Origin of the sequence: Pseudomonas sp. RA_5y_Pfl1_P24 (assembly GCF_963970945.1) — a bacterium.
Classification (GTDB): domain Bacteria; phylum Pseudomonadota; class Gammaproteobacteria; order Pseudomonadales; family Pseudomonadaceae; genus Aquipseudomonas; species Aquipseudomonas tritici.
This window is the reverse complement of sequence record NZ_CAXAOJ010000026.1, coordinates 1-18,526: the sequence shown is the minus strand read 5'-3', so window position 1 is coordinate 18,526 and position 18,526 is coordinate 1. Positions and strand designations below refer to the sequence as shown.

At 59.9% G+C, this 18,526-nt stretch carries 16 protein-coding genes and 2 pseudogenes; 12 read left to right on the top strand and 6 right to left on the bottom strand.

What is annotated here, in order from left to right; all coding sequences use genetic code 11:
• The first annotated feature begins 80 nt into the window (after positions 1–80).
• A complete protein-coding gene (locus AACY30_RS27195; RefSeq protein WP_339541449.1) occupies positions 81–413 on the top strand; it encodes a ComEA family DNA-binding protein in 333 nt (110 codons plus the stop codon).
• A gap of 19 nt (positions 414–432) precedes the next feature.
• On the opposite strand, the pseudogene AACY30_RS27190 reads toward AACY30_RS27195, so the two are convergent.
• Positions 433–999: pseudogene (locus tag AACY30_RS27190) on the bottom strand (TetR/AcrR family transcriptional regulator).
• A gap of 132 nt (positions 1,000–1,131) precedes the next feature.
• Between AACY30_RS27190 and AACY30_RS27185 the strand changes: the two are divergent.
• Together AACY30_RS27185 and AACY30_RS27180 are read left to right on the top strand one after the other, a co-directional pair.
• Positions 1,132–1,776 carry a GntR family transcriptional regulator gene (locus AACY30_RS27185; RefSeq protein WP_339541448.1) on the top strand — a complete coding sequence of 215 codons (645 nt, stop codon included), beginning with the start codon at positions 1,132–1,134 and terminating at the stop codon, positions 1,774–1,776.
• Between the two features lie 15 nt (positions 1,777–1,791).
• Complete coding sequence (locus AACY30_RS27180) at positions 1,792–2,640, top strand: urea carboxylase-associated family protein (protein WP_339541447.1); 849 nt, start codon at positions 1,792–1,794, stop codon at positions 2,638–2,640.
• An 8-nt stretch (positions 2,641–2,648) separates the two neighbouring features.
• On the opposite strand, the gene AACY30_RS27175 is transcribed toward AACY30_RS27180, so the two are convergent.
• Positions 2,649–2,816, bottom strand: a complete 168-nt coding sequence (locus AACY30_RS27175; RefSeq protein WP_339471855.1) for a DUF2897 family protein — start codon at positions 2,814–2,816, stop codon at positions 2,649–2,651.
• Positions 2,817–2,927: 111 nt separating this feature from the next.
• Positions 2,928–4,292, bottom strand: coding sequence for an ethanolamine permease (gene eat, locus AACY30_RS27170; protein WP_049709334.1), 1,365 nt, complete (start codon positions 4,290–4,292; stop codon positions 2,928–2,930).
• 358 nt (positions 4,293–4,650) lie between these two features.
• On the opposite strand from eat, the gene kdpF reads away from it, so the two are divergent.
• The 6 genes from kdpF to AACY30_RS27140 all read left to right on the top strand — a co-directional run bounded on the left by kdpF (position 4,651) and on the right by AACY30_RS27140 (position 12,632).
• The gene (kdpF, locus tag AACY30_RS27165) at positions 4,651–4,740 is read left to right on the top strand and encodes a K(+)-transporting ATPase subunit F (protein ID WP_003218754.1); all 90 of its coding nucleotides are present in this window, start codon (positions 4,651–4,653) and stop codon (positions 4,738–4,740) included.
• Between the two features lie 9 nt (positions 4,741–4,749).
• Positions 4,750–6,450, top strand: coding sequence for a potassium-transporting ATPase subunit KdpA (gene kdpA / locus AACY30_RS27160; RefSeq protein ID WP_339541446.1), 1,701 nt, complete (start codon positions 4,750–4,752; stop codon positions 6,448–6,450).
• Positions 6,451–6,464: 14 nt separating this feature from the next.
• On the top strand, positions 6,465–8,528 hold the full coding sequence (kdpB, locus tag AACY30_RS27155) for a potassium-transporting ATPase subunit KdpB (protein WP_445261458.1): 2,064 nt from the start codon (positions 6,465–6,467) through the stop codon (positions 8,526–8,528).
• Between the two features lie 114 nt (positions 8,529–8,642).
• Complete coding sequence (gene kdpC / locus AACY30_RS27150) at positions 8,643–9,188, top strand: potassium-transporting ATPase subunit KdpC (RefSeq protein WP_339414799.1); 546 nt, start codon at positions 8,643–8,645, stop codon at positions 9,186–9,188.
• A gap of 65 nt (positions 9,189–9,253) precedes the next feature.
• On the top strand, positions 9,254–11,905 hold the full coding sequence (locus tag AACY30_RS27145; protein WP_339541444.1) for a sensor histidine kinase KdpD: 2,652 nt from the start codon (positions 9,254–9,256) through the stop codon (positions 11,903–11,905).
• Positions 11,906–11,942: 37 nt separating this feature from the next.
• The gene (locus AACY30_RS27140) at positions 11,943–12,632 is read left to right on the top strand and encodes a response regulator (RefSeq protein WP_339541443.1); all 690 of its coding nucleotides are present in this window, start codon (positions 11,943–11,945) and stop codon (positions 12,630–12,632) included.
• 115 nt (positions 12,633–12,747) lie between these two features.
• On the opposite strand, the gene AACY30_RS27135 is transcribed toward AACY30_RS27140, so the two are convergent.
• Positions 12,748–13,785, bottom strand: coding sequence for a patatin-like phospholipase family protein (locus AACY30_RS27135; protein WP_339541442.1), 1,038 nt, complete (start codon positions 13,783–13,785; stop codon positions 12,748–12,750).
• Between the two features lie 218 nt (positions 13,786–14,003).
• On the opposite strand from AACY30_RS27135, the gene AACY30_RS27130 reads away from it, so the two are divergent.
• The 3 genes from AACY30_RS27130 to AACY30_RS27120 all read left to right on the top strand — a co-directional run bounded on the left by AACY30_RS27130 (position 14,004) and on the right by AACY30_RS27120 (position 16,016).
• A complete protein-coding gene (locus AACY30_RS27130) occupies positions 14,004–14,282 on the top strand; it encodes a hypothetical protein (RefSeq protein WP_339414796.1) in 279 nt (92 codons plus the stop codon).
• 83 nt (positions 14,283–14,365) lie between these two features.
• Positions 14,366–15,127, top strand: a complete 762-nt coding sequence (locus AACY30_RS27125; protein WP_339541441.1) for a CHAD domain-containing protein — start codon at positions 14,366–14,368, stop codon at positions 15,125–15,127.
• A 91-nt stretch (positions 15,128–15,218) separates the two neighbouring features.
• A complete protein-coding gene (locus AACY30_RS27120) occupies positions 15,219–16,016 on the top strand; it encodes an acyl-CoA thioesterase (protein WP_339541439.1) in 798 nt (265 codons plus the stop codon).
• 33 nt (positions 16,017–16,049) lie between these two features.
• Here the strand turns inward: AACY30_RS27120 and AACY30_RS27115 are convergent.
• Both AACY30_RS27115 and AACY30_RS27110 read right to left on the bottom strand, forming a co-directional pair.
• Positions 16,050–16,289 (bottom strand): annotated as a pseudogene (locus AACY30_RS27115) (terminase); the annotation flags it as partial.
• A 797-nt stretch (positions 16,290–17,086) separates the two neighbouring features.
• On the bottom strand, positions 17,087–18,526 hold a 1,440-nt coding region (locus AACY30_RS27110), incomplete at its 5' end, for an RHS repeat domain-containing protein (RefSeq protein WP_339541438.1).

Below are 18,526 nucleotides of genomic sequence, written 5' to 3'. Positions count from 1 at the left end.
GACTTGGTTGAAGTTTCATCTAACGTGGAAATGCAGCTTCGGAAAGCTGCTTTTCTCTTACCCACGTCATGGAGCGTCAAATGCAAAACACCTTCCTCACCCCCCTAATCTTCGCCTTCCTCACCACCCTCTCCGTAACCACCACCGCAGCCCCCTCCATCAAACCGGAAGCCCCAACCCCCATCACCGCCCAGATGTCCAAAACCGAGCAATCCGCCAAGGTCAACCTGAACGCCGCCGACGCCGAAACCTTGCGTCGCGACATGTTTGGGATTGGCGCCTCCAAAGCCAAGGCAATCGTGGCCTACCGCGAAAGCAATGGCCCGTTCACGGCGGTGGATGAGTTGCTGGAAGTGAAGGGCATTGGCAAGGCGTTGCTGGAGAAGAATCGCGAGAGGCTTGTAATCAACTAAGCCAATAAGGGGAGGCCGGTCACCGACCGGCTTTTTCATCCTCTGAAACCTGGGTTCTCAATTTTTCTCGCACCACATCCAATATTTGCATCGCCAGTGCTTTGTCCTCGACGCTCCGGGCCAGTACCAAAGCGCCCACTAATGTCGATATCATCACCAGGCTGCGTGCATCATCCTATCTAGCCGCAACAGCCGTTCCAAGCTGCTTCATTCGTGCGTTTAGCAGTGCATCCGTCGTTGCACTGTGTTGGCCTCTCAGTTTCAGTTCGGAGGACATGGTTGGCAGCGGGCATCCCTGATCAGGAGTGGTCATGTGCCGCTCCGAGAGGTAGCTGCCGATGAACGCTTCCAGCGGTCGTTCCTGGCTGAACAGCATTTCGCAACGTACATCCAGCTCGGCAGCTGCGGCCAGCATGGCCTTTTCCACCAGTTCTTCCTGTGCGTAGAAGCCTTCATGCGTCAGGTTCAGCGCTTTCATCAACGGCGGTAGACCGGTGGCGCCGATGCCGTCGCGGCGAAAACGCACGGAGGCTTCCTTGATGATGCGTTGGTGGGGCTGGGCTTTGTGGTCGGATAAATAACGCATAAGAAGGCCTCGGTTACAGGAAGGTATTCTGACCATGTTGTATCGATTTATACGTATGTCCCCTGTCATGGACGTTGGCATGAAAAGTGGTTACCTCTAAGCATGAGATTGTTCAACAATCGTGAGGCAATCATGACATCCAGCTTGTCTTTAGCCGATCAAATCGCCTTGGAACTCCGCGCCGACATCATCGGCGGGCGGCTTTTGCCGGGGATGCCGTTGGTTGAGGTGGACCTGGTGAAAGCCTACAACGCATCACGTAACACCATCCGCGAAGCATTGCACCGTCTCGGCCAGGAAGGCCTGACCCGCTACGTGCGCAACAAGGGCGTCATGGTCCGGCGGCTGGAACGCGACGAGGTGCGTGATTTGTTTGTAGTCCGCCGCACCCTGGAGTTGCAGGCCATCGCCCAGAGCGGTCCGCTGACAGAGGCCCAATCCGAGCGCATGCAAAACGCTATCGACGCCACCACCCTGGCCCGTGAGCGCGAAGACTGGCGTGCGGTCGCCACCCACAGCCTGGTGTTTCACCAGCAGATCGTTGGGTTGATGCGCAGCCCGTTGTTCGATGAGTTTTTTGCCCAGGTCATCGCCCAGCTGCGTCTGGTCTTTTGCGCAGCGCCTGATGAGCAGCGTTTCCAGTCGCCATGGTTGGAGCGCGATCGTGAGATTTACACGTTACTGGTCCAGCAGGATAAACCGGCGGCAGGGGATGCGATGAGCCTGTACCTGGCTGATTCGGAACGCTTGTCGTTGGCTTTGTTTAATCACCCCTGATCGAGGATCCGCACCATGTATAAAGACTATCCGGCCGCTTATCAGGTCAGCAAAGGTTCGGCGCTGCAGGTCGACACGGCGTTTTACGAACGCATCCGTGACCATAAACAGCAACGTACGTTGCTCGAGCAATTCGAAGTGCCGATCCGAACCGGCAGGGCGTGGAAGGTGCCGGCCGGGCATGTGTTTCGTGTGACCACGCCGGTCGGTCCACAGGTGGGTGACTTCAATGTGTGGAACGCCAACGACCCTCGCGAACGCCTGTGGGCGGCGCGCACGCGTCAGTTGCAGGGCGCCCATGTGAGCACGCATGACCGGTTGTGGTCGAATCTGCCATTTTTAAGACCGCTGGTGACGATCACCGATGACAGCCTGGCCAGTTACGGCACCGATGAGCATGGCGGGCGCTTGCATGATTTGCTCGGCACGCGTTGCGATCCGTATGTGAATCGGATGCTCACCGGCGAGGACTTCCATCACCATTGCCATTCGAACCTGACGCGCGCGGTTTTACCCCACGGTCTGACGGAGTTCGACGTGCATGACGTGCTGAACATTTTTCAGTGCACGGGCCTGAATCACGACGACATGTATTTCATGAAGGCTTGCCCGGCGCAGAAGGGCGATTACCTGGAGTTCTTTGCAGAGATTGATTTGCTGTGTGCGCTGTCGACGTGCCCGGGCGGGGATTTATCGTTGCCGATGTGGGGGCCGGAGGCGCAAGACCCTCTGACGGTATGCCGTCCGTTGGGGGTTGAAATTTATAAGTTGGAAGATGAATTGCTGAACGGCTGGAGCCAGCCGGAGCGTGCTGCCTACAAGGGGCAGCACGGTTTGCAGATTACCAAGGCGGCTTGGGAGTAACCCAAGGCTCAGCGATCCTGCGCGTCCTTCGCATCCGCCTGGGCGTTACGCTCGTCCACGCGTTTGCGTTGTTCTTCGGTGAGTTCGACCTTGTTGGCGCTGTCTCGCAGCATCATCAGCCCACCGACGATCGACCCGATCGCGACCACCATAATTAACCACGCATACCACGGCATAAGGCTCTCCTTGAGGCAGATCCCCGTGGGAGAATTTTCCCACGGGGATAACTGCTTTGAGTAACAGGCTTTCTCAGGAGTTCAGTGTAGGCCTATTCCGCCTCGTCAACCTCAGAGTCCGGTCAACATCGCATCCGCAGGTGCATCCGCGCGGTCTTGCGCGGTCATCTGGAAGTAAACGAACCCAACGGCCATAAAGCCCAGGAAGATCAGCCCGATCAGCGTGTTAAACCAGGCCATGGCCACCAGGCACACCACCGCCAGCACCAGCGCAATGCCCGGCACGATGGGGTAGCCCGGTGCGCGGAAGGTGCGTTCCAGCAACGGTTCGGTCTTACGCAGTTTGAACAGGCTGAGCATGCTCATGATGTACATCACAATGGCGCCGAATACGGCCATGGTGATCATCGCTGCGGTCAGTGTCATGCCGCCTAGGTTGATCAGGCCGTCGCTGTAGATCGCTGCGATGCCGACCACGCCGCCGGCGATGATTGCCCGGTGCGGTGTCTGAAAGCGCGACAGTTTGGCGAGGAAAGACGGCAGGTATCCGGCGCGGGCCAGGGCGAAGAACTGGCGCGAATAGCCCAGGATGATGCCGTGAAAACTCGCTACCAGGCCAAACAAGCCGATCCACACCAGCATGTGCAACCAGCCGGAGCTGTCGCCGACCACGGTTTTCATGGCTTGTGGCAATGGGTCGTTGATATTGGAGAGGGTGCGCCAGTCGCCCACACCGCCGGCAAAGAACATCACGCCCATGGCCAGGATCACCAGGGTCAGGATGCCGCTGATGTAGGCTTTTGGAATGGTGCGCTTCGGATCTTTCGCTTCTTCGGCGGCCATGGCGGCGCCTTCGATGGCGAGGAAGAACCAGATGGCAAAGGGAATCGCGGCAAACATGCCGGCAATCGCCGGGGCGCCAAAGGTGTCGGAACCGGCCCAGCCGTTCAGGGCGAAGTTGCTGAAGCTGAAGGCGGGCGCTACGACGCCCATAAACACCAGCAACTCGGCGACGGCGAGTACGCATACCACCAATTCGAAGGTGGCGGCGAGTTTCACACCAAGGATGTTCAGGCCCATGAACACGATGTACGCGCCGACGGCCGCGTGTTTCGGGTCCAGCGCCGGGAATTGCACGTTCAGATATGCGCCGATGGCCAAGGCGATCGCAGGCGGCGCGAAGACAAACTCGATCAAGGTCGCGAGCCCCGCGATCAAACCGCCTTTCTCACCAAAGGCACGACGGCTGTAGGCAAACGGCCCACCCGCGTGAGGAATCGCGGTGGTCAGCTCGGTGAAACTGAAGATGAAGCAGGTGTACATGGCGGCGACCATCAACGAGGTCACCAAAAAGCCCAAGGTCCCGGCGACGCCCCAGCCATAGCTCCAGCCGAAGTATTCGCCGGATATCACCAGGCCGACGGCGATGCCCCACAAGTGCAGGGTGCCCAAGGTGGGTTTGAGTTGTGTGTTCATTGTGCTGCTCCCTGAACGGTTTGGAATGATTCAAGGTGTTGCAGCGTGCATGCCAGTTTGAGAATCATTGTCGTAAAGCCGTGCAACTGTCGCCACGGGAACGGTTTGGCGTTTGAATTTGCCCTGCGTTGCACCAGATAAGTGCTGTGTTGACTGAGCTGGCGCTTTCGCGGGCAAGTCGAATCGTCGCACCGCGATGAGGTCCTCCCATCCACAGCAAATCCCCTGTAAACCCCGCATAAACCCACTCTTTACGCCGTCTTTACGCCCCGCCCATACCCTCGCTCTCGTTCCTTTACACCACTCCTGCCGACAATTGACCCACACGCGGCACTCGCCGCTAAACGGAGAGACTTCCATGAGCGTTCTGGACGGGGTGTCACTGCTATTGGCCGTGGCGCTGTTCATTTATCTGCTGGTTGCGCTGTTACGCGCGGATCGGAACTAGGAGCTGGCCATGCACAGTTATGACTATTGGCTGATCATTGCCTTTTTTGCCTTGGTGCTGGTGCCGGCCCCGTTCCTGGGGCGGTTCTATTACAAAGTGATGGAAGGGCAGCGCACCTGGCTGAGCCCGGTTCTGGGGCCTGTGGAGAAAGCCTGTTATCGCCTGGCGGGCGTGGACGAGCAGCAGGAACAAAGCTGGCAGAAATACATGCTGGCCTTGCTCGCGTTCAATCTAGCGAGCTTTTTGCTGTTGTTCACGATTCTGTTGTTCCAGGACTATCTCCCACTGAACCCGCAGAAATTGCCGGGTCAGGAATGGACGCTGGCCTTCAACACGGCGGTCAGTTTCATGACCAACACCAACTGGCAGTCCTACAGCGGTGAGGCGTCTTTAAGCTACCTCAGCCAGATGGCCGGCCTGACCGTGCAGAACTTCGTCAGTGCTGCCACTGGCCTGTCAGTCCTGGTTGCGCTTTGCCGTGGGATCGGTCGCAAATCGGCGCAGACATTGGGTAACTTCTGGGTCGACATGACCCGCGCCACCCTCTACGGCCTGTTGCCGTTGTGCCTGGTGCTGGCGTTGTTCCTGGTGTGGCAGGGCGTTCCGCAAACCTTCGCCCATTACGTCGATGCCGTGACGATGCAAGGCGTGGATCAAGTGATCCCCTTGGGCCCGGCAGCCAGCCAGATAGCGATCAAGCAGTTGGGTACCAACGGCGGTGGCTTCTTTGGTGTCAACTCGGCGCACCCGTTCGAAGACCCGACTGCCTGGGCCAACCTGTTCGAAGTGGCATCGATCATCCTGATCCCGGTGGCGCTGGTGTTCACCTTCGGCCACTACGTGAAAGACCTGCGTCAGAGCCGTGCGATTCTCGGCTGCATGCTGGCGCTGTTCCTGATCGGTGGCGCGACCTCGTTGTGGTCCGAATACCAGCCCAACCCGACCCTGAAAAACCCGGCCGTGGAGCAGACCGCGCCGCTGGAAGGTAAGGAGGCGCGCTTCGGCACCACCGGCACGGTGCTGTGGTCGGTGACCACCACCGCAGCGTCCAACGGTTCGGTCAACGGCATGCAGGACAGCCTCAGCCCCCTCAGCGGGATGGTGGCGCTGGTCAACATGATGGTCGGCGAAGTGATCTTCGGCGGCGTCGGTGCCGGCATGTACAGCATGTTGCTCAATGTGTTGATCGCGGTGTTCCTCGCCGGCCTGATGATCGGCCGCACCCCGGAATACCTCGGCAAGAAGCTGCAGGCCAAGGAAGTGCAATTGCTGGTGGTGACGCTGCTGGTCATGCCGGTTGGCGTACTCGTGCTCGGCGCCATTGCCGCGAGCCTGCCAGGCCCGGCCGGTGCCATCAGCAACCCAGGTCCGCACGGCTTCAGCCAGTTGCTGTACGCCTACACCTCGGCCAGTGCCAACAACGGCTCGGCGTTCGGTGGCTTCAGCGCCAACACACCGTTCCACAACCTGATGCTCGGTCTGGGCATGTTGATCGGTCGCTTCGGCTACATCCTTCCGGTACTGGCCCTGGCCGGCAGCCTGGCGATGAAGAAGGCCGCACCGACTGGTCAGAACAGCTTCCCTACCCATGGCCCGCTGTTCGTGACCCTGTTGACCGTGACCATTTTGCTGGTGGGCGGCCTGACCTTCCTGCCGACGCTGGCACTGGGCCCTATTGCTGAACATCTGAGCATGGCTGCTTCTAAATGAAGAGCGAAGGGGATATGAAAATGAATATGCCTGTAAAAAATGCGGCTTCGGTGCAAACCCAAGAGCCCGCCAAAACCGCGATCTCCGCCCTGTGGCGCCCGGCGCTGGTCCAGGCGTTCGTGAAGCTGGACCCGCGCCAACTGCAACGCTCGCCAGTGATGCTGGTGGTCGAGCTGACCGCCATCCTTACCACCGTGCTGTGCTTTGTGCCGGACACGACGGTGCCGACCTACGTCGCCGTGCAAATCGCTGTGTGGCTGTGGTTCACCGTGCTGTTCGCCAACTTTGCCGAAGCCTTGGCCGAAGGGCGCGGCAAAGCCCGTGCCGACAGCCTCAAGGCCGGCAGCGAAGGCCTGAGCGCACACCGCAAAGAGGCCGATGGCAGCTTCAAAGTGGTGCCGGCCACCAGCCTGCGCAAAGGTGATGTGGTGCGCGTTACCGCTGGGGAAATGATCCCCGGTGACGGCGAAGTCGTTGAAGGCATCGCGGCGGTTAACGAAGCGGCGATCACTGGCGAATCCGCCCCCGTGATCCGCGAGTCCGGTGGCGACCGTTCGGCCGTCACCGGCAACACCCGTCTGGTATCGGACTGGCTGCTGATCCGCATCACCGCCAACCCGGGTGAGTCGACCCTGGACCGCATGATCGCCCTGGTGGAAGGCGCCAAACGCCAGAAAACCCCCAACGAAGTCGCGCTGGATATCCTGCTGATCGGCCTGACCCTGATCTTCCTGCTGGTGGTGGTGACCCTGCAACCGTTCGCCCACTTTGCCAATGGCAGCTTGCCGTTGGTGTTCTTGGTCGCACTGTTGGTGACGCTGATTCCTACGACCATTGGCGGCTTATTGTCGGCGATCGGTATCGCCGGTATGGACCGCCTGGTGCGCCTCAATGTGATCGCCAAGTCCGGCCGCGCCGTGGAAGCGGCGGGGGACGTGCATGTGCTGCTGCTGGACAAGACTGGCACCATCACCTTTGGTAACCGTCGCTGTACGGCGGTGGTCGCGGCGCCTGGCGTCAGCGGCAAGGAAGTGGCCGAAGGCGCGTTGTTTGCCTCCCTGGCGGATGACACGGCGGAAGGTAAATCCATCGTCGAATACCTGCGCGCCTTGCACCCGCAAGCCGAGCCGACTGCGGATGAGCTGACGGCCGTGCCGTTCAGTGCTGAAACCCGCTTGTCTGGCGTCGATTATCAGGGCCGTGTGTTCCGCAAAGGCGCCGTGGATTCGCTGCTGGCGTTTATCGGCCAACAACGCAGCGACCTGCAACCAGCACTGTCGCGGGAAATCGACAAGATCGCCCAGAGCGGTGGCACGCCATTGCTGGTGTGTGCCGATGGCAAGTTGCTCGGTGCGATTCACCTGAAGGACGTGGTCAAGCCTGGCATCCGCGAGCGTTTCGCCGAGTTGCGCAAACTGGGCATTCGGACCGTGATGGTGACGGGCGACAACCCGCTGACCGCTGCTGCGATTGCTGCCGAAGCCGGCGTGGACGACGTGCTGGCCGAAGCCACGCCGGAGAAAAAACTCGCCCGTATTCGTCATGAGCAGAACGACGGCCGCCTGGTGGCGATGTGCGGCGACGGCGCCAACGATGCTCCGGCCCTGGCCCAGGCGGACGTTGGCATGGCGATGAACGATGGCACCCAGGCCGCTCGCGAAGCCGCCAACATGGTCGACCTCGACAGCGACCCCACCAAGTTGCTGGACGTGGTGCAGATCGGCAAGGAGTTGCTGGTGACGCGCGGTGCGCTGACCACCTTTTCCATCGCCAACGACGTGGCCAAGTACTTTGCGATTTTGCCGGCGCTGTTCGCTTCGATCTACCCGCAACTCGGCGTGCTCAACGTGATGCACTTGCAGAGCCCGCAAAGCGCGATTCTCTCGGCCATCGTGTTCAACGCGCTGATCATCGTGGTGCTGATCCCGCTGGCGCTGCGCGGTGTGCGCGTGCAAGCGGCGAGCGCGGCGGCCTTGCTGCGGCGCAACCTGCTGATCTACGGGCTGGGCGGGCTTGTGGTGCCGTTCGTGGGCATCAAGGCGATCGACATGCTGCTGACGGCGTTGCACCTGGTGTAACCGAACTCGCTCTCGTAGTGAGCGGGCTTGTCGAATCGTCGCTCCTCCCGCGCTGGGCTGCGAAGCAGCCCTCTGCAACCACACCAGTGCGTCCAACAACTTGAGGAATCCAAAATGTCCAACCTAATCCGTCCGGCACTTAGCCTGCTGGTGCTCATGACCCTGATCACCGGCGTTGCTTACCCACTGGTGGTGACCGGCGTCGCCCAAGTCGCCTTCCCGGATCAAGCCAATGGCAGCCTGGTACGCGACGCCAGCGGCAAAGTGCGCGGCTCCAGCTTGATCGCCCAGGACTTTACCGGTGACAGCTGGTTCCACCCGCGCCCCTCGGCCGGCGCTTTCGCGACGGTTTCCAGCAGCGCCAGCAACCTTGGCCCAAGTAACCCGGCGCTGGCGACGCGCATCTTTGATGATGCGAATAAACAGCGCGTGCCCAGCCAAGGGCCGGTGCCTTTGGCGTCGCTGACTACCTCTGGCAGCGGTCTTGATCCACACTTGCCACCGGAAGCGATTGCCTATCAACTGGCGCGGGTGGCGGCGGCGCGGAGTGTGCCGGTGTCGACCTTGCAGCGGTTGCTGGATGAGCATATCGAAAGCCCGCTGGTGGGCCCGCCGGTGGTGAATGTGCTGGCTTTGAATATGGCTCTGGAAAAGTTATAGGCAGGAATACCGCCGCGATGGCGGCATAAAAGACTCCATATAAACACCTGAAGGAACCCCCAAGCATGAGCGACTCCGGCCGCGCCGATGCCCTGCTAGCCGATTTGCCCCGCAACGGCCGTGGCCGGCTCAAAGTCTTCCTTGGCGCCGCGCCCGGCGTGGGCAAGACCTACGCCATGCTCCAGGCCGCCCATACCCAGTTGCGCCAGGGCGTGAAGTTGATCGCCGGCGTGGTCGAGACCCACGGCCGCGCCGAGACCGAAGCCTTGCTCAGCGGCCTGCCGCAGCAACCGTCGCTGCGCACCGAATATCGCGGCGTGATGCTTGAAGAAATGGACCTCGACGGCCTGCTCGCCGCCCAGCCCAAGCTGGTGCTGGTGGACGAGCTGGCCCACAGCAACGCCCCCGGCAGCCGCCATGAAAAGCGCTGGCAAGACATCCAGGAACTGCTCGCCGCCGGCATCAACGTGTTCACCACGGTCAACGTCCAGCACCTGGAAAGCCTCAACGACCAAGTACGCGGCATCACCGGCGTGCAGGTGCGTGAAACCCTGCCGGACTGGGTGCTGCAAGAGGCCGACGAACTGCTGCTGATCGATCTGCCCTCTCGCGAGTTGCTGGAGCGCCTGCGCGACGGCAAGGTCTATGTGCCGGAGCAGGCCCGCGCGGCCATTGATGCATTCTTCACCCAGACCAACCTCATGGCGTTGCGCGAGTTGGCGATGCAAACCGCCGCCGCCCATGTCGACGATGATTTGGCCCAAGGCTACCGCCAACTCGGCCAGGCCGCGCCGGCAGTGCGTGGGCGTTTGTTGGTCGGCGTGGACGGCGATGCGCAGGCCGAACGCCTGGTGCGCCATGCCAGCCGTGTTGCCCAACGCCGGCATTTGCCGTGGAGCCTGGTGCACATCGATAACGGCCGTGCGCGGGATGAGCAGTTCCGATTGCGCCTGCAAAATGCCCAGCAACTGGCCGAACGCCTTGGCGGTGAAGTGGTGTTGCTGCGAGCCGGCGAGGTGGCCAAAACGCTGATCCAGCATGCCGCCGAACGCCGCGCCAGCCTGGTGTTGGTGGGGCAGTCGCGGATGCGTTGGCGGCGTCGGTTGTTCGGTGGCGGCCTGGCTGCGCGTTTGCTGCGTAATGCGCGTAGCTTGGAAATCAACGTCCTCGACAGCGATGACATCCCCGCACCGTCACGCTTGCCGGATGTGCGCGGGCTGGTGTGGTTCGACTATGCGCTTGCGGTCGTGGCGACGGTGGTTGCTGCGGCATTGGCTTGGGCGGTGTCCAGCGTCTTGCCGCTGCCGAATATCTCGCTGGTGTTCCTGGCGGCGGTATTGCTGGTGGCCGTGCGCAGCAGCCTGGGGCCCTCGCTGGTGTGTGCGGCGTTGTCGTTCATAACCTACGACTTCCTGTTTATCCCACCGAATTTTTCCTTCGCCATCCAGCGCGAAGAGGACGTGCTGACCCTGTTGTTCTTCCTGTTGATGGCGGCGTTGACCGGCAACCTCGCCGCACGTCAACGCCGTCAGTTGCAAGCGTTGCGCGACACCCAGGAAGAAACCAGCGAACTGCTCGACCTGTCACGCAAACTGACCGCCGCCACCGATCGCCAGGCGGTGATCAGCGCCGCGGCGCATCACCTGGAAGGCTGGAGTGACCTGGACCTGTGCCTGGTCAACCGCGATAGCCAGGGCGGTTGGGCGATTGAGACCGGCGGCCCGCTGACGCTTACCGAAGCCGAGCGCGCCGCTGCTGATTGGGCCTGGCAGCATGACCAACCGGCGGGCATGGGCACTGGCACCTTGCCGTTCGGGCGTTGGTGGTGGTGGCCGTTGTCAGCCGAAGAGGGCCCGTTGGGTTTGCTGGGCGTTAGTCCAAAACCCGGCCAGGAACTGAGCGGCCAACGCCGTCGCTTGCTGACTGCCCTGAGCCAGCCATTGGCCCAGGCGCTGGCGCGGGCGCAACTGGCCCAGGAGCTGGAGTCCGCACGGTTGCACGGTGAGACCGAGCAACTGCGCAGCGCCTTGCTGGCCTCGGTGTCTCACGATTTGCGTACGCCGCTGACCTCCATGCGCGGCAGCATCGATAGCCTTTTGGCGCTCGGTGAGGCCATCCCGCTGGAAGATCGCCGCGAGTTGCTTGAAGGCACCCGCGATGAGGCCGAACGTCTCGACCGCTATATCCAGAACTTGCTCGACATGACGCGCCTCGGCCATGGCGCTTTGAAACTGGCGCGGGATTGGGTGTCGCCGGGCGATATCGTCGGCAGCGCCCTCGGTCGTTTGCGTGCGGTGCTGGCGCCGTTGAAGGTGAGTACCGACGTGCCGCCTGAGTTGCCGCTGTTGTATGTGCATGCTGCGCTGATCGAACAAGCGCTGGTTAATGTGCTGGAAAACGCCGCGCGTTTTTCACCGTCTCAAGGGCGCTTGCAACTGAGCGCGGGCGTGCTGGATAACCAGCTGTTTTTTGCCGTCGCTGATGAAGGCCCAGGCATTCCCAAAGACGAGCGCGCAAAGATTTTCGACATGTTCTACACCGCCGCACGGGGTGATCGAGGCGGGCAGGGCACAGGCTTGGGCCTGGCAATCTGCCAGGGCATGGTCGGTGCCCACGGCGGGCATCTCAGCGTGGCCGACGGCATTGACGGGCGCGGCACCTGCATCACCTTGTTCCTGCCCTTGCCGACACAGCCTGGCCTGGAGCGCGAGGCATGAGCTACCCTGTTTTCTTCACGGATTTTGATTGGACACCATGAGCCAGACCGCGACGATTTTGGTCATTGATGACGAACCGCAGATCCGCAAATTCCTGCGCATCAGCCTGGCCTCCCAGGGCTACAAAGTGATTGAGGCCCGCACCGGCAACGAAGGCCTGGCCCAGGCGGCACTGAGCAAGCCGGACCTGCTGGTACTCGACCTTGGCTTGCCGGACATGGACGGCCAGCAAGTGCTGCGCGAATTCCGTGAGTGGTCGACGGTGCCGGTGTTGGTGCTGTCAGTCCGCGCCAGTGAAGGGCAAAAAGTCGAGGCGCTCGACGGTGGCGCCAATGACTATGTGACCAAACCCTTCGGCATCCAGGAGTTTCTCGCCCGGGTACGTGCGCTGCTGCGCCAGGCGCCCGCGGGTGAAGCCCAGGAAGCGGCCTTGCGGTTTGGCCCATTGACGGTCGACCTGGCCTATCGCCGCGTGCTGCTGGACGGTGCCGAAGTGGCGCTGACGCGCAAGGAGTATGCGGTGCTCGCGCAGCTCGCCCGGCATCCGGGGCGGGTGATTACCCAGCAGCAATTGCTCAAGGATATCTGGGGCCCGACCCATACTGAGGACAGCCACTATCTGCGTATTGTGGTGGGGCATCTGCGGCAGAAACTGGCGGATGATCCGACACAGCCGAGGTTTATCGTGACCGAGGCGGGGGTGGGGTATCGGTTGTTGAGTGCCTAGATGTTTGGCGTCGGCTCCGAGGCCATCGCGGGAAAGCCCGGCTCCCACAGGGGAGTGCATTCCAAAGGTGGGAGCTGGCTTGCCTGCGATGGCGTCATCAGCCGCACCTTAACCCTCAACTCTGCTCACGCTCATACCGATCCAACGTATCACTGGCAATCTCTCGCCCCAGCGCAATCAACTCCGGCGCTTTGTAGAACTCGAAAAACCGGCACACCCGCTTCGGCACGTTGATCAGCACATCCGGCGGGTAGCCGGCGATTTTGTACTGCGCCAGCGAGGTTTGCATCACCTCGAAGCTCTGGTTGATCAGGTCCAGCAGAGACGCCGGGCCGACGTTATCGATGATGAACGACCCGGTCGCCGACTTCGGTGCACCGGGTTTTTCCGGTGCGGCGTCGGGTTGTTGGGATTCCGGCTCGGCCGAGTCCAGCCACGGGTTGATCTCTGCCGCTTGCGCCTCCAACGCCTCTTGCTCCAGCTTCAGCAATTGTTCGGCCTGCTTGCGGCGAAACGGCAGGTGCGAACCGAGTGATTTGGCCAGGTTGTTGAAGCGACTCTTGAACGCTGGCGGGCGTTGGATCACCGGCAACCGGTACTGCTTCTGGTTGGTGGCGTTGAGGTTGACCGCGATGATCAAGTCACAATGGCTCGACACCACCGGCACGATGGGCAGTGGGTTGAGCAGGCCGCCGTCCACCAGCATGCGGTTGCCTTGCATCACCGGGGTAAACAGGCTGGGAATCGCCGCGGAAGCGCGCATGGCCTGGTGCAGGCAGCCTTCCTGGAACCAGATTTCCTGTTGGTTGGTCAGGTCGGTGGCGACGGCGGTGTAGGGGATGCGCAGTTCTTCGATATTGATCTCACCGACGATCTTGCGGATCTGCCCGAAGACCTTCTCGCCGCGAATCGCCCCCAGGCGAAAACTCACGTCGACCAGGCGCAGCACGTCGAGATAATCGAGGCTTTCAATCCAGTTTCGATACTCCTCCAGCTTGCCGGCGGCGTAGATCCCGCCGACCACGGCCCCCATGGAGCACCCGGCGATACAGGCGATGTCGTAGCCGCGCCGTTCGATTTCCTCGATAACCCCAATATGGGCGTAGCCCCGGGCCCCGCCGGAGCCCAGCACCAAGGCAACACGTTTTTTCATGGTCAATGTCCTTCCTAATGCAGGCGCCCACAATGCACCCATTGAGGTGGCAGCTTCAATCTTCGCTAGGCATGTAATATTTTTCCTGAATACTCGCGGCGCTCGGGTATGCTCGGGTGTATAGGTACTGTCGATTTCAGGCTAAGGATTAGGCACTTTTCCATGTAGGCAACGTCTACAACGTACGACTGTTTTTTCTTTATTTTGAGGTGTCATCGATGAAAGCCTGGATGTGTGTGCCTGTGATCGTGTTGGCCCTGGCCGGTTGTGCCGGTAAAACCGCGTACCGCGACAGCTGCGGCTCGCAATTGGACGCTGCCTGGAAGGAGCTCGACCTGGCCAAGGCTGAGGGTTTTGCCGGCACGGTGAGCTACTCCAAGGCCTTGTCTTTGTTGACCGGCGCCAAAACCCAGCAACAATTTGAAGCGTTCGAAGGCTGCTCCACTAAAGCCGAGAAAGCGCGGTTCTATATTCGTGAGTCTCGCGCCGGGCGTTGACGCGTAGCCGCTGTCGAGTGCAACGAGGCTGCGTCGGCGGCCATGAGTTACCTGGGAATTTTCGTCGTCAGGGGGAGGAAGGGATGTCAGCTTTGGTCGATCAGTTAGTCACTCAGGTCATTAGCCTGGAAGTAGGGTTACTGAGCTGCCAGGCTCGCCTCGCCGCCGTCACCGACGATGAAGCCTTGCATGACTTGCGCACCACCGTGCGACGACTGCGCAGCCTGTTGCGTCCCTTGCGCGGTCTACCTGGGGTAGAACAGCTTGAATTGGCAGCCAGCAAGGTCGGCCAACTGACTACGCCGCTACGCGACCGCGAGGTGCTGGCGGCGTATTTGCATCAGCATGGCCATCACGAAGCCGCGAGCCGGCGCCTGCGTTTGCAACCCGATGCCTATCGCCAGGTGGCGCAAAGCCCGGAAGTTGCCCATTTGCTGCAGATACTCGACGCCTTCCCACGTTTTATTCGTGCCTCTGAACACCAGAAACTGCTCAAAGGCCTGCGCCCACGCATCGAGAAACGTCTGGCCAAGCAATGGCAGAAACTCGGTGAAGCGTTGAAAGACCCCGACCATGATCGTCACCGCCTGCGGTTGCTGATCAAGCGCGTGCGCTACGCTGCGCAAGCGTATCCCGAGCTGGACAAATTGCCTGCCAACGCCATGTCACGCTTGAAAAAAGCCCAAGCTGCCCTCGGGGATTGGCATGACTGCTGGCAGTGGTTGGCCCAGGCCGAGCACCAGGCCGATCTGCAACCTTGTGTTGCGGTATGGCATCGCACCATGGCCAAGGCGCAAGGCCAGGCCGATCGCGTGCTCGCCAAATTCAGCGCCGATTGTTTCTGAGCCGGTCCGGCTTTTGGCCGGAATAGGCGCTGCACCTCACGGGCCCGATGATTAAGATCACCCATCTGTTCCTTCTGATGTGAGACGCGCCATGCGCTTTAGTGATTTGCTCGACGCCGCACGAAGCAACCCGCTGGATGTAACCATCCCCGCGGAATGGGCCCAGGGCCGCGCAACGTTTGGTGGGCTGGTCGCCGCATTGCAATACGAAGCCCTGCGCGCCCAGGTGCCAGCCGATCGGCCTTTACGATCCCTGGCAATCACCTTTGTTGGCCCGGTCGCGCCGGACGTTTCTGCCAGTTATCAAGTCGAAGTGTTGCGCGAAGGCAAGGCCGTCAGCCAGTTGCTCGGCCGCGTAGTGCAGAACGGTGAAGTGGCGACACTGGTACAAGCCAGTTTCGGCGCCTCCCGTGAGTCGGAAATTGCTGTCGAGAGTGAAGCGCCGCCCGTGTTCAAACACTGGGATGAGTGTCAGGAGCTGCCCTATATCAAGGGCGTCACCCCTGAATTCATGCGCCATCTGGCGATGCGCTGGAGTGTGGGCGGCTTGCCATTTACTGGCAACAAATCCCGCGACATGGGCGGTTGGGTACGTTTACGCGGGGATGTAAAAGAAGAGCCACTGACCGAGGCGCATATCCTCGCCTTGGTCGACGCCTGGCCACCGGCCCTACTGCCGCACCTGAAAAAGCCGGCACCGGGCAGCACCCTTACCTGGACCATCGAGTTCATCCAACCTTTGCAAAATCTCACGACGCTCGACTGGTGCCAGTACCATGTCAACATCGAGCACGCCCGCGACGGCTACGGCCATGCCGCTGCCGCGCTATGGAGCCCCACCGGCGAGTTGATCGCCATCAGCCGCCAGACCGTGGTGGTCTTCGCCTGACCTAAATGCCGGTGGCGCTGCTGTTCAACACAAACTGGCTTGGACTTCCACGCTATGACCCTGCCGCTGCAAGGCCAGACCAGCCAGGACACCGACAATGCCGACGGCGACACTGGCAGGGCTTGTGCTGAATACCCCGGATACGATCAACAGAAACCCGATAATGAACAGCGGCACCGCAATCAGGCGCAATGCCTGGTTGGTCGGGTGCTGATGGTTTTGCGGGTAGCTGCGCCATTGCCAGGCGGGGAGATTGGGGTGACGTTTGCCCATGATGGTGAATCCTCTGTCCGTTGAAATGCTATGGACAGAGTTTAGGTGGGGCGGGGTGAGTGGGCGAATTGGGGTTGGCTATGGGGGGCATAGGGAATACTCACCTGAAGTCTGCAAGAGCATTTTTTAGCGGATGTCGAGGCTAAATGTTCTGGGCGAGTCTAGCTGTGAATGTATTCGTATACCTCTGGATAGAGGATTTTTCTGATGTCTAAGGTGCTGATCGCAAACTCTAATTTTTCTGAATGTATAGCGTGACATATGATTTGAGCGACGCCATGCGTTTCAGTGTCATGAAATTTGAATAACAGATTTTCTTCGTCTGCCAATATTAATTTAAAATCGTCCGTTGTGGATATGTACTCTAAATGGCTTAGTCGTTGCCATAATAACTCTGGTTGGTAGTCTTGTCTTGTCATTAAAGTTGCACGGCTACGGTATGCCTTTAGTTTGTTTGGATCTATATGGTCTGGACGGGTGTCCAAATACTCTACTCCAGAATAAATTGAGGTTGCTTCATTTTTTCTGAATATGTCTTTGGGGCCTGAGTTTTTCGCAAAGCGCCTTAACGCTAAGTACTCCTGTGTCTTGCTGTACTTGGGAGTCCTAGTGGTATACCAAGTTAGTATCAGTGGCCATTCATGTGTCAACAGTGATGCGAGGGCGAGCCAAGTTTTCCACACATTTTCAAAGTCTTGATTAAGGAGTGTGAACGTGGCATACCCTCGTTCTTCTGTAGGGTGTAGGTGTGCCCAGGGGTGTATGCCGGTTTCGTGTATGAAGACTGTGTCCATTAATCACCTTTTAAAATACGTATGGGAGTCATTGCCGATGGTTAACGGAACTTTTACCCCCTCAACGGTAACCTCGGTATTGAAGTGTGGAGCATGATTGCCTTTTTCATGACCTAATGAATGCTCACGAATTTCTACATCTCTATAAAGTAATTCGAATTCGTAAACCCTTCCTTGAATGTAGCGATCTTGATCGGTGATGGTTTCTCGGTAAATATTTTTGGGATGCTGAGTCTTAGGTACACCTCCGATTGCTTTTGCTCTTTTAAAAGCTCCATTTCTAGAAAGTCTGGTATCAAAGCCTTTGGGTAGCTCAACGTCACCCTCATTGACGTCAACGTTTTCCCCCGGATTTTCTGGGCGATTTGTGGGTTTACATCCATCCTCCCCCGGACACCTGCTCAGCCCTAGCGGATCCACCCAACCCGTAGGGTTGGGCACGTACTGGTAGGCGTTAATCCCACCCGCCAACTTAACTGGATCTGGCGTCAGGTAGCGACCAATATCCGGATTGTAATAGCGATGGCGGTTGTAGTGCAGCCCGCTTTCTTGATCGAAGTATTGGCCTTGGAAGCGCAGCGGGTTGTCGACTTTTCCTATGTCCAGGCGGGTGATTTCACCGTAGGCGCGGTAGTGCGCGGACCAGATGATTTCGCCATCTGGGGCGGTGAGTTCTTGTGGCGTGCCGAGGTGGTCGAGTTGGTAATGGTAGGGCTTCGTTTCTTTTGGACCGAAACCTTCCAGCAGCGCCAACGGGCGGAAGCTGTCCGGTTCGTAGAGGTAGCTGCGGTGCCGGTCCGCGTGGTGTTCGGCGATGAGTTTGTCGCCTTGCCAGAAGAACTCGGTGGTTAGGCCGTCGATGGTTTTGCGGATGCGGCGGCCGAAGGGGTCGTAGCGGTAGCTGGCGGTTTGGCCGTTAGTTTTTTTAATACTGATCAGGCGGTGCTGGCAGTCGTAGCGGTATTCGGTGACGAGTTGCTGGCCTTTGCCTCGGCGTTCACGGATCAAATTGCCGAAGGCGTCGTAGTCGTAATGGCGGTCGCCTTGGATCATTAGGCGGTTGCCGGCGACGATGTCCGGGCCGGGGCGGTCTTGCATGAGCAGGTTCCCGGCGGAGTCGTGGCCGAAACGTTCCTGCTCGCCTTGGGAGTGGTCGGCGCGGGTGAGGCGGCTTAGCGGGTCGTAGTGGTAGTGGTGTTCGCCTTTGCGGGTATCGATGAGGCGGGTGAGGTTGCCGGATTTGTCGTAGTCGTAGTGGCGGCGGTAAACAGTGCCTTCGGCATCGGCGATGCCTTGGTTGAACAGGCGCCCTTGGGCGTCGTGTTGGTAACTGCTGAGCAGTTTTCCTTGGGCACGTTGCTGCTCGCGGCCGGCGCTGAATAGGTGTGAGGTCAGTACCGCACCATTCAGTTCAACTGTGGAAAGGTGTCCGCCTTTATCGTG